Here is a 14,655-nt window from a genome sequence, read left to right as displayed (position 1 = left end):
AATAGCATGGATATTTTCACAGAGCTAGATCAACTTATAGGACATTTCAACTTGGTTACCACTGGCGTTATATGTGACTTTTTCTGCAATTTCTTCAAGCAGTGAAAGACCTCGCCCAAATTCATTATTGCCACTCATTTCATCATTTGATTGGCTACTGAACCCCCTCCCCGAATCACAAATGATAAAATACAAACTGAGTGTTTCTGGGCAGTAGCGTATATCAATAATGATCATGGCATCTTTTAACTCACTTATGGCTTTCTCACGCATTTCATAAAACTTAAAAAAACCGTCTTCTTGCAGCTTTATTGCGGAGTCTAATCCTAAAACACCATGATCAAGTGAATTGTTATAAGCTTCAGAAAGGAGTAAAAAAATGTTTGAGCGATGATCATTTAATCCCTCAATTCGGCTAAGAATATTGACAATATCGTAGACAGGATCGGTTTGCTTAATTTGCTTTGAATTAAGGCTTAATGACAAATTGAAGGCAAGCGTTGAAAAAGGCTCTCTCGGCTTTTCTTCCACCTGCAAAGGCAAACAGTTAAGCAAGACAATGCTTACATCATCTTGCTGTTGTAAGCCCTGCGCAAAATCACTCACATCAGCAATTATATCTTCACAAGAGATCATGGGCTTACTTTTTAATGATGCTATAAAGCGTTCTTCAGCAAAAAACTCGTCCTGCTTATTAGTGGTTTCTGTTATGCCGTCGGTAGCAAAAACTAAACGTGTATCACTATTTACTTCAAAATGTATTAAATCGTACTCAAATTCATGTTTGTCTAATATACCCAATGCCATGTGTTGAGATTCTAATGTCTTTTTTATATTACCTTCAGTATCGATCAAATATGCATCGGGTAAGCCACCAAGCCACGCTGATATACTTTTTCCTGACGCACTGAGCTCCACAATGGTAGCCGCGCAAAACATATGCCCCGGTAACAGGTTGTAAAGAAGTGTATTTAGCTCAAAGGCAATATCATTAACGGCCTTACCTTTATTTACCATTGTATAAAATGCGCGAGAGACAGGTAGCGCACCTATAGCAGCTGCCAAGCCATGCCCAGTAAAGTCACCCAGCATGCAATACAAGTTACCAATGGGACTTTGTGCAACTAAAAACATGTCACCATTAAACATGGATGCTGGCGATAAATTAAAATCTAGATGTTGCTTAAAATCATCTTGATATTCGAGTGAATTATTAAATATGTGTTCCACTATTTCGTGTTCACGTTCAATTTGATTGTGGTGATACTCGAGTAGTTTTTTTTGTTGGTTGGCTTTTTTGCTTAGCTCACGAGTTCTTCTATGAGCTTTAATTTTTGCGTGAAGAATAACTTTATCAAATGGCTTGTGGATAAAGTCATCCCCGCCGACTTCTAAACATTTTTCAAAACTTGCTTTGTCGTCTAACGAAGTAATAAAAATAATAGGTAAATAAACTTCACTGTATTTATTTTTTATTATTTTGGCTGTCTCAAAACCATCCATAACCGGCATTATTACATCGAGTAACACAATGTCTATGGCTTCATGCTCAAGGACTTTAATTGCTTCTTGGCCGTTGAAGGCCATCGATACTTGATAACCTTCATCTTTGAGCATTTGACTTAATAAAATACGGTTTAATGCCTGATCATCGACAATAAGAACGTGTGCTGCCATTAGCTAATATCAAATTTCTTATCGAAGCGCGATATTTGTAATATTTTTTTCAGCTGTGGCTGGCAATTAGTGATTTCAAACACAGTCACTTTATCTTCTAATGTTTTTTTCATATTTAAAAGCATGCCTAGTGCAGAACTATCCATATAGTCAGTTTCTCTTAAATCTACAATCACTTTGTTAGTGCTACTGTCTATCTGAGCATAGGCTTGGCGAAAAGACTGCACTAAATTAAAGTCAAACTTTCCCTTTATTTGTATTGTTAGCGCTTTCCCATCGGCTGATGTACGGGTAGTTAAATTCATCGATTTCTCCGTTAAATGTATCTTTGACTAAATATAACCTGTTAAAAGTATTTAGCAAAAAGAAAAACACACAACAGCAAATTTGCTATCATTTACGCCATTACTTAATACATTTTGACTGAATAAGGTAAACCATGACAGATAGTCACTTAGTATATTCAACAAGCACTGGACGTATTGACCAGCCAAAACCAGAAAAAGAGCTTGATATTAAGCTTTTCAAAGATGGTTTTGTTCGTATTGAGCGTCAAACAAAAGGCCGTAAAGGTAAAGGCGTAATGCTTGTTGTTGGCATAGACCCTAAAGATCATGACTTAAAAAAGTTAGCTAAAACAATAAAAAGTAAAATGGGCCAAGGTGGCGCTGTAAAAGAAGGCGTTATAGAAGTCCAAGGCGATGACCGAGAGAAGTTAAAAGCAATTTTAGAGGGCTTAAAGTTTAAAGTGAAAATTGCGGGTGGTTAACCCGCAATTATAAATCTACATTACTTTTTTAAATGGTACTTCACCCAGCTTTAGATATAAATCTGGTAAATCAGACTCAGGGATTGGCCGGCTGTAATAGTACCCTTGCACTATAAAACAGTTGTTGTTTTGCAAAAACTCAACTTGCTCTATGGTTTCTACCCCTTCAGCAACCACATCTAAATTAAGCTTTTGAGCCATTGCTATAATAGCGGCAGTAATCTCCATATCATTGCTATCTTCTGGGATATCTTGCACAAATGAACGATCTATTTTGAGTATATCTACCGGGAAGCGTTTTAAATAACTAAGCGAAGAATACCCCGTTCCAAAATCATCAATTGAGATAGAAATACCTAGTGCTTTTAGCTCATGAAGTTGAGCAATAGCAGCCTCTACGTTCCCCATCAACATGCTTTCAGTTAACTCTAAATGCAATCGTTTAGCCGATACGCCCGATGTAATAATCATCTTACTTAGGGTCGGCACAAGATTCGAATCTTTAAATTGGCGAGCAGATAAGTTAATCGATACGTTATTTTCACGGTTTTGCTCTGTCAATCTCACAACGAAATCACATGACTCCTGTAATACCCACTCACCTAATTCAACAATAAGCCCTGTCGCCTCAGCTATAGGAATAAACTTATCTGGCGGTATTAAACCTTCTGTTGGGTGGAACCATCTCAATAATGCCTCGTACCCTACAACCTTTTGAGTACGACTATCTATCTGCGGCTGATAATAAACCACAAACTGATCTTCTTTTAACGCAATACGCAACTCGTTTTCAATAAATAAGCGCTCATTTGCGGCTGCATTTAGCTCTTGGCTATAAAAGTGGAACGTATTTCGCCCTTTCTCTTTGGCCTCATACATTGCTAAATCCGCGTGCTTTAATAATTGATCTTCTTCGAGGCTGTCATATGGCGCCATAGTAATACCAATACTCGCGCTTATAATTACCTCGTTATTTCCTAGCATAATAGGCATATTAAGCGTTTGTTGGATTGTATTTGCCACATCGGTTGCGTGTTCTTGGCTTTCAATTCCACTGAGTAATACTGCAAACTCATCGCCGCCTAAACGTGCAATCGTATCTTCCGATCTTAGGCGCTTCTTCAGTCTATTCGCGACTTGTATTAATAATTGATCGCCTGCGTCATGTCCAAGGGTGTCATTAATTCGCTTAAATTCATCTAAATCAAAGTAAAAAAGTGAAAAGGCATAATGGCCACGTTCTGCAAGCGCAAGAGATTTGCGTAACTGCATTCTGAAGAAGGTTCTGTTTGCTAAACCTGTTAGCGTGTCAAAATAAGCGAGCTGTTCCATTTTGCGCTGGCTTTCTTTAACAAACGAGATATCTTGTGCGGAAGCAACATAACTTGTGATATTACCGCCTTCCTCTCGTATCGGTGAAACGCTCAATGAAACCCAAATAGGCTGTTTGTCTTTGCTTTCAATTAACGTATCACCGCGCCAATAGTTACGACTACGTAGGTCTATATCAATATCTTCAACCAAAATAGCCATATCAGACGCAATAATGTTTAAAAGTGGCGCTCGCGTGAAATGACTTTCTGGATAACCTGTCATCTCTAACATTTTGGGGTTAACGTATTCGATAACAAAGTTTTCGTCAGTTATAACAACACCTGTGCCAGAGAAAGCGACGGCTTTTGATAATCGATTAGCTGCTTTTTCGGCTATTTCTTTTTCAGTTATTCGCTGGTTAAGTCCATCTATTAATTTACGAATTTCAACCGTCATATCTTTGAACGAACCGTTAAGCGTACCAATTTCGTCTTTGTTCTCTTCTGGAAATTGAGTATCTAGTTTGCCCTGACCAAAGCTCGATACCGCATAAACAAGTGAATGCAATCGGCGTAACACAAGATGCTGCAAGGCTTGATGCAATAACAAGGCAACTAAAATAGCGTAAAGAATAAAAAGACCAAAAAACTTAAGTTTCAAATCTTGCAGAGCAGATAATGTAGAAGAACGCTTTTTATAAACCCCTATGTACCAATCTAGCTGATCAATTTTTTGAATATTGATTAAGTGTGCCTCGTCATTTTGTAAAAAAGAACTTGCATATTCTGGAAGCTTTGTCGCAATTGCCTCACTAATAATTGATTTGAGCTGAGGGTTTACAAACTCGTCCATAGCCACTTTTTTATTATTTTTTCCGTATTCAGCAAGTAATGAAGTACTCAAATCTGGGTGGGCTAATAATTGGCCTTTACTATCAAAAACAAGTAAGTTTTTTTCTTTGTCTCCTATAGGTAGAAAAGACACGAGTTTATTAAGCGTAATATCACTGCCTGTAACCCCTATAAATTCATTATTCGAATAAATAGGGACCAGTAAACTGATCACCCAATCATGCCATACCCTATCGTAGTAAACCTTTGACCATTCAGGTTCTACAGAGTTGCCTAAACTTTCGCGAACATACTTATAAGTTGAACCACCGCTTACTCGAAAATCAGCAGGAGCATTTAACGCCCAATTAGGCGGCGATATTCTGATAAAGTCATCATTGGTTATAAGGTAAAAATTGTAGAAGTCATAAACTAATGTTGGTGAGATAACATCCCATAGTGCTTCAGAGTTATTAAATAACTGTTTGTAAAAAGGTGTGAACTTTTCTTGTGGTAAAAACGCGGCAGATAAACCATCCGATGAAGCGCTTCGAATAGTGCCATCACTATTAAACTGTAATTGTGCTTTACTGGTTAGATCAATTGGGGAGTTTTTTTGAAATAACTGCTCATTAACTATGTTGTTAGCTTGCTTAGCAATGTTAACTTTTGTTTCTATTCGTTCTTTAAATTGCCTTACTAATAAATCGGTCGAGCTTTTTAGTACTTCGTGCTCTTCAAAAACCAGCTGCTTTTCCTCAGATTTAAGCATAAAAAAGGCAGCACAAACACCCGCAATTAAACAAATTGAGGATATGAGTAACGACAATTTCACACTTAAAGAGTTTATTCCAAAACGCGATGGAGGGCGTCTATATAGCACAAGCCAACCTTAATTATTAATAGTTGTTATTATTTAGCTGTTAATGAAATATACCAGATTCAAATTCATTATTATAAATTTTTTGTAAACTTTATAAAAAAATTACAAAAGTTGAAATAATCAATACTTAAGCACTATCTTAGTAAAGTATGTTATTGACATTACCCCTAACTCTCCATACATTAACTGCATGAACATATTTTATTCTCGCATTATTTTTTCTTTTTTTAGCTTCTTTAAATAAAAGAGGCTGGCCTGTTTGTGAGATAAATCAATCGAATAGTAAAGCCTCCCAACCGGGAGGCTTTTTTGTATATGCTGCATTTACGCATATGACTTTTGGAATGAGGAACCCCAAAATGACCAACGATGTATTAAACACATTAAGACATGATATAAATGAAATAGACTCTGACTTACTCGTACTCCTAGCTAAACGGCGCCGTATTAGTCATGGTGTTGTTGAATATAAAATTGCAAATAACAAGCCTATTCGTGATGAAGCCCGTGAACTAGCACTACTAGAAAAATTAATTGGTTATGGCAAGTCACTTGGCTTAGATGCGTATTATGTAAACAATGTTTTTCAAACAATCCTAGAAGACTCCGTATTACACCAGCAAGCAATGCTGCAAAAAAACCTAAACCCTGATGCATTAAGCGAAACACACCGTGTTACTTATTTAGGTGGGCAAGGCTCATATAGCCAACTTGCTTGCCATAAGTACTTTAGCCGTCGCCCCGGCAAACTCGTCGAAATTGGGTGTTCATCGTTTGAAGAAATCACCTCCAAGGTAGAAAGCGGGCAAGCAGACTTTGGATTACTTCCTATTGAAAATACCAGCTCAGGCAGTATTAACGAAGTATTTGATTTACTACAACACGCACAAGTATCTATTGTTGGTGAAGTGACACACAGTGTTGAGCATTGCTTATTAGCTAAACCTGATACACAACTTGAACAGCTCACAAAAGTATTTGCTCATCCACAACCCTTCGCGCAATGTAGCCGCTTTTTACAAGGGTTAGGGGATTTGCAACATGAAACATGTGACTCAACATCTTCAGCGCTTCAATCTGCGCTTAGTACACCAAATAGTGCTGCAATTGGCTCAGCTCAAGCTGGTAAAAATGTAGGCCTTGAAGTTATTAAATCAAACTTAGCTAATCAAAGCGAAAACCACAGCCGCTTTATAGTCGTAGCGCGTAAGCCTTTGCATGTGTCGAATCAAATACCTACGAAGACTAGCTTGATCATGTCGACCAAACAACAAGCCGGCTCACTTGCTGATGCACTGATGATTTTCAAGCAACACAAAATAAACTTGGTAAAACTGGAATCACGCCCTACCCCAGGCAACCCATGGGAAGAAGTGTTTTATGTTGATTTAGAAGCAAACTTGGCTGATACCCAAGTAAAAGAAGCGCTAGAGGAACTTAAAGAACATACCCAATATGTGCGCATATTAGGTTGCTACCAAAGTGAAACATTACAAGCTGTTAGTGTGAATACTTAAATATAGACTATTAAAAAAGGGCACAAAATGTGCCCCCTTTACATTTATTTGATGTAAAACTAGTCGAGCACCTTAGCGTCATTCGCTTTATTAAGTAAACTGCGGCTTTGTGTTAAAAAATGCGCAGTTGAGTCTGAAAAATATGATTTAGCATCTGCAAATGCCTCCATTAAGGCTGCTTTATCACCTATCCTAAGCTTTTCAAGCGTTTGTGCAAAGGTATCTTGGTATTGAGCTAACAAACTTTCAACGTCATCAAACTGAGCCAACATTATATCGGAATAAAGCTCAGGTGATTGCGCAAACAAACGCCCTACCATCATTAGCTCTAATTGATATATCGGCGACGAGCAACTTCGTAACTCTGCTAAAGTATGGCTTTGCTTTGCTAAAAACTGCCCATAAACAAACGTTGTTAAATGTCGCATTACCTGAATTATTTGCATGGCTTCATCGTGTTTTTTAGCGTCTAGCTCTACAAGCTGACACCCCCACACTTGTAACTGCTCTAATAGCCCTTTTGCCGCCTTATGCTCTCTGCCCTCACATACAACTACCGTTTGTTTTACCCAATGTGAAATATCAGGCCCAAACATAGGGTGTAAACCAACAACTGGACCACTATGAGCTGCTTTTAATGCTTTAATTGGCGATTGCTTTACCGAGGTTATATCAACGAGTAAACAGTCATCATCTAGTTTTGGTAGTTTAGCAACTACAGACTCTAAAGCATTAATAGGTACACTGATCATTACCAGTTTTGCACCGGTTAAAATGCTTTGGGCATCATCTTGCTGCTCTTTGTCCAATATTTTGACGTCATAACCTGAGCGCATAAATTGTTGGGCAAATAACTGCCCCATCGCCCCTTGGCCGCCCACAATAACAATAGGTGAAAGTGATGGCGCTGCACACGCTAACTTAGCCTGTTGGTTTTGATATGCTTCACGCATCATCCGTCTGAGAATATCTTCAACTAGATCAGGACTTACATTTTGATTAATTGCTTCTTGGCGCCTAGCCGCTAGTAATTCAGCTTCACGCTCTGGTGCATGTAAAGGCGCACCTGTTTGCTGTTTGATCTCACCAATTTTTTGGGTAATACCATTACGTTTAGCTAGTAAGGCAACAAGCTGCGCATCACATTCATCTATACCTTGTCTTAGTTGGGCCAAATCACTTATATTTGCCACGTCTAATCCCACCTTGAAAAAATCAAAATTCGTAAATTTATATTTACATAAAAGTAAACTAATCAATACGATAAATACTAACAGGATACGTTAGACGTTAAAAGGGCTGATCACATATAGCAAGGTTAAAACCAACGGTGAATTTATGTTATTGGTTAGATTATGGGCAACATCTCAGAAGCTTTTGTAGGCCTGCTCAATGAGTCTTCAGTTTTGTTAGTAGTGGGCTAAATATCGATAACCTCATAGCGTAGGAACAGTAAAACGTTTTAAACCGAAGCTGCAGTTCATAAAAAAAGAAACGTTTTTTGAGTCAATCTATTTCAAATACCTAATATTGCCTGCGCCACTTAACATTACAATAAAAATCTAGACCGCTTAAAAACGAAAACGGGTTGCAATCCGAAGACTGCAACCCGTTTTTTGCGTTGATAAACAGCGCGTATTAGTTAAGTTTTTCTCTAATACGTGCAGATTTACCAGAACGCTCACGTAAGTAGTAAAGCTTAGCACGGCGAACTGCACCGCGACGCTTAACTGTTACGCTATCGATAAGAGGGCTGTGCGTTTGGAATACACGCTCAACACCTTCACCGTTCGAGATTTTACGAACTGTGAATGCTGAGTGAAGACCACGATTACGCTTAGCGATTACAACACCTTCAAAGGCCTGTAGACGCTCTTTAGCACCTTCTTTTACTTTTACCTGTACAACCACTGTATCACCAGGGCCAAATGCAGGTACGTCTGTTTTAAGCTGCTCTTCTTCAAGCGCTTTAATAATATTTTGGTTTACTTTTGCCATTATGTTTCTCACTTTCCTAGGTGTAACTGTCTTCTAGCCACAAGCTTTTTGGTACTCTTGCTGAAATTCTGCGAGTAATACCGCTTGCTCCTCAGTCAGAGCTAGGTTATGCAACAAGTCAGGACGTCGTATCCAAGTTCTGCCTAATGACTGCTTAAGCCGCCACCTTGCTATCGCTTGGTGATTACCACTGAGTAATACAGCAGGAACTTGTTTGTCGTCCAATGTTTCTGGTCGTGTGTAGTGAGGGCAATCTAGCAAGCCATCCGAAAATGAATCTTGCTCTGCTGATTGGTTATGACCTAACACGCCTGGCACCAATCGCGCTACTGCGTCAATTAATGTCATGGCAGGTAGTTCACCACCACTCAAAATAAAATCACCAATTGACCATTCTTCGTCAACGTATGACTCTATTATTCTCTCATCTATACCTTCATATCGACCGGCAATCAAAATCAGTTTGTCAGAGTTAGCGAGTTCGCTAGCCCCTTGCTGATCAAGTTTGCGCCCTTGTGGGGACATATAAATTACTTTAGCACCATCACCTGCCGCTTTTTTAGCGTCAAGAATAGCTTTTTCCAATGGTTTAACCATCATTAACATACCTGGTCCGCCCCCGTAAGGACGATCATCTACAGTTCTGTGCTTATCTAAAGCATAGTCACGTGGATTCCAGCAGTTAAAATTAATTAACCCATTTTTTACTGCGCGACCAGTAACCCCTTGTTGGGTAATTGCGTCAAACATGTCCGGGAAAAGGCTTATCACCCCAACCCACAATGAACTAGTTTGAGTCATTAAAACCCAGGATCCCAGTCTACGGTAATTTCTTTTACGTCGTATTTAACATCTTTGATAACTGAATCAGTTAAAAAAGGTATTAAACGCTCCGATTGACCAAATGCATCTTTACTGTTTGCTTTCACAACCAGTACATCATTTGACCCTGTCTCCATCAAGTCATCAACAGTGCCTAAGTTATAACCTTTATCAGTTACAACCGACATGCCAATGAGATCTCGCCAATAGAACTCACCTTGCGGTAGTTCTGGTAATTGCGTTGCATCCATTGAGATTTCTGCATGGGTATAAGCCATTGCTTCGTCTCGATCGTTTACTTGCGCAAATTTAGCGATAAAGCCTTTGTTGTGGCGACGCCAGTCGACCACTTCTAAGGACTGCCATTTACCTTGTTGCCCTATCAACCACGGGCTGAAATCGAAGATCCCTGCGGGATCATCAGTAAATGAATGTACCTTAAGCCAGCCCTTTATACCATAAGGGGCGCCGAGCTTTCCTACGACAATTATTGATGAGGTGTTCTCTTGACTCATGGTTACACTTACGCCTATTAAGCCGCTTTACGAGCGTCTTTAACTAATTTAGCTACACGATCTGAAAGACCTGCGCCTTGACCTACCCAGTGATCTACACGAGATAAATCTAAGCGAAGTTTTTCTTCCTGACCCGAAGCGATTGGGTTAAAGAAACCAACTTTCTCGATGAAGCGACCGTCACGCGAGAAACGGCTATCCGCAACCACAATTTGATAGAAAGGGCGTTTTTTAGCGCCACCACGTTGCAAACGAATAGTTACCATACCGTCCTCTAAATAGATTGACTGTTTTCATTAATAAGATTTACTCCCCAGTATGGGGAGCCGGTGAATTGTACGAGTTTTTAGCAATAACGCAAGTAAGAAGTGAAGCAAAAAGCCAGTTTAGTAGGTTAAACCGTGATCTAGGCTAAAAATTAGAGTTAATGCAGTACCGAGTGCATAAATTATTCAACAAAAAAGGAGCAATTTGCTCCTTTTTTGTATGCGTTGTGATTAATTTAAGTGCAACGCTTACTAAAAATCTAAAATTTTGGACCGCCGCCGCCCATCATGCCCGGTGGCAACATGCCTTTCATACCGCGCATCATTTTTTGCATCCCGCCTTTGCCTTTCATTTTTTTCATCATTTTTTGCATCTGCGTAAATTGTTTAAGCAACTTATTGATCTCTTGTACCTGTGTACCAGAACCTGCTGCAATACGTTTTTTACGCGACCCTTTAATGATTTCTGGACGAGCTCGCTCCTGTTTTGTCATAGAGCTGATGATAGCCTCCATTTGAATGAAGGTTTTATCACCCATCTGACCTTTTACCGCGTCAGGTAAATTAGACATACCAGGAAGTTTATCAAGCATCGACATCATGCCGCCCATATTTTTCATTTGCTTTAACTGGTCAGCAAAGTCATCCAGCGTAAAGCCTGCGCCTTTAAATACTTTTTCGGCAACTTTGGCAGCTTGCTCTTTATCCACTTTCATTTCGACTTCTTCGATTAATGAAAGTACATCACCCATGCCTAAAATTCGCGATGCTATTCGGTCAGGGTGGAAAGGTTCAAGTGCGTCTGTACGTTCACCCACACCCATAAACTTAATGGGTTTACCTGTAATATGACGAATAGATAAAGCAGCACCGCCTCGGGCGTCACCATCTGTTTTAGTTAATATCACACCAGTAAGTGGCAGAGCTTCGTCAAATGCTTTTGCAGTATTTGCCGCATCTTGACCCGTCATAGCATCAACAACAAATAATGTTTCAATTGGGTTGATAGCTGAATGAAGATCTTTAATTTCATCCATCATGTCGCTATCCACATGCAAGCGACCCGCTGTATCAACTAATACAACATCAATAAATTTCTTTTTAGCGTGTGTAATAGCCGCAGTAGCAATATCAACAGGCTTTTGTGAAATATCACTTGGAAAGAAATCTACATCAACTTCTGTGGCTAACGTTTCAAGTTGTTTTATTGCTGCAGGACGATAAACATCGGCACTAACAACAAGCACTGATTTTTTCTTGCGCTCTTTTAAAAACTTAGCAAGTTTACCAACACTGGTCGTTTTACCGGCACCTTGCAAACCAGCCATCATAACAACTGCTGGCGGTTGTGCGTTTAAGCTCAGCTCTTCGTTTGCTTCGCCCATCGCTTTTTCAAGCTCTTCACGCACAATTTTTACAAACACTTGCCCAGGCGTTAAGCTTTTAGTTACCTCAACACCCACTGCACGTTCTTTAACTTGCTTTACAAAATCGCGAACAACTGGCAAAGCCACATCGGCTTCCAAAAAGGCCATGCGCACTTCGCGAAGAGTATCTTTAATGTTGTCTTCTGTTAGGCGGCCACGGCCACTGATATTTTTTAAGGTTTTACCTAATCGTTCTTGGAGATTCTCAAACATGTATCGGTTCCGATAAAACGTTATACCAATTTAATTACCCAGCCGATTTAGCTACTAGCTCGACTAATGACATTGATATTATTAAATTTGAATTAAAAACAGTATACCGTAAATAGTGGTGGACAATACAGTGTTCAAGTGCAGTGAATTAAGTTTCTTTTTTAAGGTCTATTCATTTGCGTTGCTATAAAATACAATACGTTTGTACTTGCAAGGATTTTTTGACTCAAATTAAGTGGCCCAAGCAAAATGCTGATCATCAGTTTAACTATTATCACCAGTTTATTTTATGTGCTAGCAACGTCACACGTGCTTTCACGGCTTTTTCATAAACAAGGCCCAAACCAAAAAGTAACTGTTATCTTGAGTACCGTCGCTATATTGGCGCATATGTTGTTATTGGTGAACTCGGTGTTTCGTTCTGACGGTCAAGATCTAAGCATTGTAAATGTCGCACTGCTAACCTGTTGGGTTATTGTTGTGTCTGTAACAGCTGTCTCCTTAAAATTTCCAGCCACTTTATTATTGCCCGTAGTGTATGGCTTTGCAGCGCTTTTATCTGTTGCAAGCTTATTTATACCCCATCATATATTGCTGCAAAGTATAGATGTTGAGCTTGGTTTGGTTGCCCATATATCACTTTCCCTACTCGCTTACTGTATCTTAATTATTGCAACCTTATACGGCGTGCAATTTTACTTTATAGATAAACGCCTTAAGCGCAAAGACCTCGCCATTGTGCATAGCCATTTACCTCCGTTGATGGTTGTTGAGCGCCAGCTTTATCAACTGCTTAATCTTGGTACTGCGCTGCTTACAATTGCACTCGTGTGCGGATTTGTATTTCTCGATGGCATGTTTGCCAAAGAGTTTATCCATAAAACCATACTTTCGTTGGTGGCATGGGCTATTTTTGTTGTAGTCGCCCTTGGCCATATTAAACAAGGTTGGCGTGGTAAACCTGTGGTAATTACCATCATGGTTGCAGCATTTGTCCTCACATTAGCTTATTTTGGCAGCCGTTTTGTACAAGAAGTCGTACTAAACAAGTTTTAACTTGACTCTAGTTGCTCACTCTAGCTTAATACGCATTGATTTATAAAAAAAGGATCCATCGTTGGACGACATATCGACAAGTACCCTGTTTATCACATTAGGATTATTGGTACTTTTTTCTGCTTATTTTTCTGGTTCTGAAACTGGGATTATGTCAATCAATCGTATACGCCTGCGACATCTTGCAAAGCAAGATCACCGTGCAGCTAAACGAGTCAGTAAATTACTTAGCCGTCCCGATAGGCTTATTGGCCTCATTTTAATTGGTAACAACCTAGTAAATATAGCCGCAGCTCAAGTTGCCACTATTATAGGTATCCGCCTATACGGTGATTTAGGTATCGCAATAGCAACAGGTGTACTTACCTTGGTAGTGCTTATATTTGCTGAAGTTACGCCTAAAACACTCGCAGCCCTTTACCCCGAAAAAGTAGCCTTTCCAAGCTCAGTGATACTCAAAGGCTTGCTGAAAATCATGTTTCCGTTTGTTGTAGTTGTTAACTGGCTAACTAACGGCATATTACGTTTATTTGGTATTAGTGCAGCTCAAATCGATGAGCACAGCATGAGCAAAGAAGAATTAAAAACAGTCGTGAACGAATCAGGTGCTTTATTACCTGCTCGTCACCAAAGCATGCTGACTTCTATCTTAGATCTAGAACAAGTTACTGTTGAAGATATTATGATTCCACGTAACGAAATTGTGGCGATTGATATAAACGACGATTGGAAAGTAATTAGCCGCCAGCTAACACATGCGCAACATACACGTGTTTTGTTGTATCGCGATAATATTGATGATGCTGTCGGTTTTATTCACTCACGTGATGCGCTGCGACTTTTAACAAAAGAGCAATTTGACAAACCGTCACTATTGCGTGCAGTTCGCGAAATTTACTTTATCCCCGAAGGCACATCGTTAAATACACAACTATTTAAGTTTCAACAATCAAAAGAGCGAATTGGTATAGTTGTTGATGAATACGGCGATATTCAAGGACTAGTAACCCTTGAAGACATTTTAGAAGAGGTGGTGGGGGATTTCACGACCACTCAAACACGTACGCCAAGTGAAGAAGTGACAACACAACCTGATGGTTCGTTTATTGTAGATGGTGGCGCAAACGTCCGTGACTTAAATAAAGAAATGGAATGGGACTTTCCTCTTGATGGCCCTAAAACATTAAGCGGCTTAATTGTTGAATATTTAGAAGATATTCCTGACGCAAATATCAGTTTACGTATTGCGGGATACCCATTAGAAGTACTCGAAGTAAAAGAAAACATGATTAAACAGGTTAAAATACAACCTAAAAAACGTACTCGTCAATAACAAATAAGGAGCCATAAGGCTCCTTATTCACGCTG

At 39.4% G+C, this 14,655-nt stretch carries 13 protein-coding genes; 4 read left to right on the top strand and 9 right to left on the bottom strand.

Features of this window, described 5'->3' with window-relative positions; translation table 11 throughout:
* Positions 1-24: 24 nt before the first annotated feature.
* Positions 25-1,677: a fused response regulator/phosphatase gene (locus RF53_RS03295; protein ID WP_039036612.1), complete on the bottom strand. Its 1,653-nt coding sequence runs from the start codon at positions 1,675-1,677 to the stop codon at positions 25-27.
* Positions 1,677-1,982 carry an STAS domain-containing protein gene (locus RF53_RS03290; protein ID WP_006794681.1) on the bottom strand — a complete coding sequence of 102 codons (306 nt, stop codon included), beginning with the start codon at positions 1,980-1,982 and terminating at the stop codon, positions 1,677-1,679. The genes RF53_RS03295 and RF53_RS03290 overlap by 1 nt, the downstream gene beginning before the upstream one ends.
* Before the next feature lie 134 nt (positions 1,983-2,116).
* Between RF53_RS03290 and RF53_RS03285 the strand changes: the two genes are divergently transcribed.
* Positions 2,117-2,446: a translation initiation factor gene (locus RF53_RS03285; protein WP_039036611.1), complete on the top strand. Its 330-nt coding sequence runs from the start codon at positions 2,117-2,119 to the stop codon at positions 2,444-2,446.
* Between the two features lie 15 nt (positions 2,447-2,461).
* Here RF53_RS03285 and RF53_RS03280 read toward each other — a convergent pair whose 3' ends face one another.
* Positions 2,462-5,473, bottom strand: a complete 3,012-nt coding sequence (locus tag RF53_RS03280) for a bifunctional diguanylate cyclase/phosphodiesterase (RefSeq protein WP_039036610.1) — start codon at positions 5,471-5,473, stop codon at positions 2,462-2,464.
* A 359-nt stretch (positions 5,474-5,832) separates the two neighbouring features.
* On the opposite strand from RF53_RS03280, the gene RF53_RS03275 reads away from it, so the two are divergent.
* Positions 5,833-6,990 carry a chorismate mutase gene (locus tag RF53_RS03275; RefSeq protein WP_008132528.1) on the top strand — a complete coding sequence of 386 codons (1,158 nt, stop codon included), beginning with the start codon at positions 5,833-5,835 and terminating at the stop codon, positions 6,988-6,990.
* 59 nt (positions 6,991-7,049) lie between these two features.
* On the opposite strand, the gene tyrA is transcribed toward RF53_RS03275, so the two are convergent.
* From tyrA to ffh, 6 genes are all read right to left on the bottom strand, one after another.
* The gene (tyrA, locus tag RF53_RS03270; protein ID WP_039036609.1) at positions 7,050-8,183 is read right to left on the bottom strand and encodes a bifunctional chorismate mutase/prephenate dehydrogenase; all 1,134 of its coding nucleotides are present in this window, start codon (positions 8,181-8,183) and stop codon (positions 7,050-7,052) included.
* Positions 8,184-8,628: 445 nt separating this feature from the next.
* The gene (rplS, locus tag RF53_RS03265) at positions 8,629-8,988 is read right to left on the bottom strand and encodes a 50S ribosomal protein L19 (protein ID WP_008132530.1); all 360 of its coding nucleotides are present in this window, start codon (positions 8,986-8,988) and stop codon (positions 8,629-8,631) included.
* 33 nt (positions 8,989-9,021) lie between these two features.
* Entirely contained in the window at positions 9,022-9,789 is a 768-nt protein-coding gene (gene trmD / locus RF53_RS03260) for a tRNA (guanosine(37)-N1)-methyltransferase TrmD (protein WP_033019178.1), read from the bottom strand.
* The gene (rimM, locus tag RF53_RS03255; protein ID WP_006792802.1) at positions 9,789-10,325 is read right to left on the bottom strand and encodes a ribosome maturation factor RimM; all 537 of its coding nucleotides are present in this window, start codon (positions 10,323-10,325) and stop codon (positions 9,789-9,791) included. The genes trmD and rimM overlap by 1 nt, the downstream gene beginning before the upstream one ends.
* A gap of 17 nt (positions 10,326-10,342) precedes the next feature.
* Entirely contained in the window at positions 10,343-10,591 is a 249-nt protein-coding gene (gene rpsP, locus RF53_RS03250) for a 30S ribosomal protein S16 (protein WP_006792801.1), read from the bottom strand.
* 260 nt (positions 10,592-10,851) lie between these two features.
* On the bottom strand, positions 10,852-12,231 hold the full coding sequence (gene ffh, locus RF53_RS03245; protein WP_006792800.1) for a signal recognition particle protein: 1,380 nt from the start codon (positions 12,229-12,231) through the stop codon (positions 10,852-10,854).
* 249 nt (positions 12,232-12,480) lie between these two features.
* Between ffh and RF53_RS03240 the strand changes: the two genes are divergently transcribed.
* Both RF53_RS03240 and RF53_RS03235 read left to right on the top strand, forming a co-directional pair.
* Entirely contained in the window at positions 12,481-13,287 is an 807-nt protein-coding gene (locus RF53_RS03240) for a cytochrome C assembly family protein (RefSeq protein ID WP_006792799.1), read from the top strand.
* Positions 13,288-13,348: 61 nt separating this feature from the next.
* Positions 13,349-14,620, top strand: a complete 1,272-nt coding sequence (locus RF53_RS03235; protein WP_008132535.1) for an HlyC/CorC family transporter — start codon at positions 13,349-13,351, stop codon at positions 14,618-14,620.
* The last annotated feature ends 35 nt before the right edge of the window (positions 14,621-14,655 follow it).

Source organism: Pseudoalteromonas sp. ECSMB14103 (assembly GCF_000813065.1).
Classification (GTDB): domain Bacteria; phylum Pseudomonadota; class Gammaproteobacteria; order Enterobacterales; family Alteromonadaceae; genus Pseudoalteromonas; species Pseudoalteromonas marina.
Note: the sequence above shows the minus strand (reverse complement) of the source record. Positions and strands in the feature narration are given on the sequence as shown.

Bases quoted from the DNA above. Each gene is read 5' to 3' on its own strand.
- RF53_RS03240 (WP_006792799.1), top strand. From the start codon at position 12,481: ATGCTGATCATCAGTTTAACTATTATCACCAGTTTATTTTATGTGCTA.
- trmD (WP_033019178.1), bottom strand. From the start codon at position 9,789: ATGACTCAAACTAGTTCATTGTGGGTTGGGGTGATAAGCCTTTTCCCG.
- ffh (WP_006792800.1), bottom strand. From the start codon at position 12,231: ATGTTTGAGAATCTCCAAGAACGATTAGGTAAAACCTTAAAAAATATC.
- RF53_RS03285 (WP_039036611.1), top strand. From the start codon at position 2,117: ATGACAGATAGTCACTTAGTATATTCAACAAGCACTGGACGTATTGAC.
- RF53_RS03295 (WP_039036612.1), bottom strand. From the start codon at position 1,677: ATGGCAGCACACGTTCTTATTGTCGATGATCAGGCATTAAACCGTATT.
- rpsP (WP_006792801.1), bottom strand. From the start codon at position 10,591: ATGGTAACTATTCGTTTGCAACGTGGTGGCGCTAAAAAACGCCCTTTC.
- rimM (WP_006792802.1), bottom strand. From the start codon at position 10,325: ATGAGTCAAGAGAACACCTCATCAATAATTGTCGTAGGAAAGCTCGGC.
- rplS (WP_008132530.1), bottom strand. From the start codon at position 8,988: ATGGCAAAAGTAAACCAAAATATTATTAAAGCGCTTGAAGAAGAGCAG.
- RF53_RS03290 (WP_006794681.1), bottom strand. From the start codon at position 1,982: ATGAATTTAACTACCCGTACATCAGCCGATGGGAAAGCGCTAACAATA.
- RF53_RS03275 (WP_008132528.1), top strand. From the start codon at position 5,833: ATGACCAACGATGTATTAAACACATTAAGACATGATATAAATGAAATA.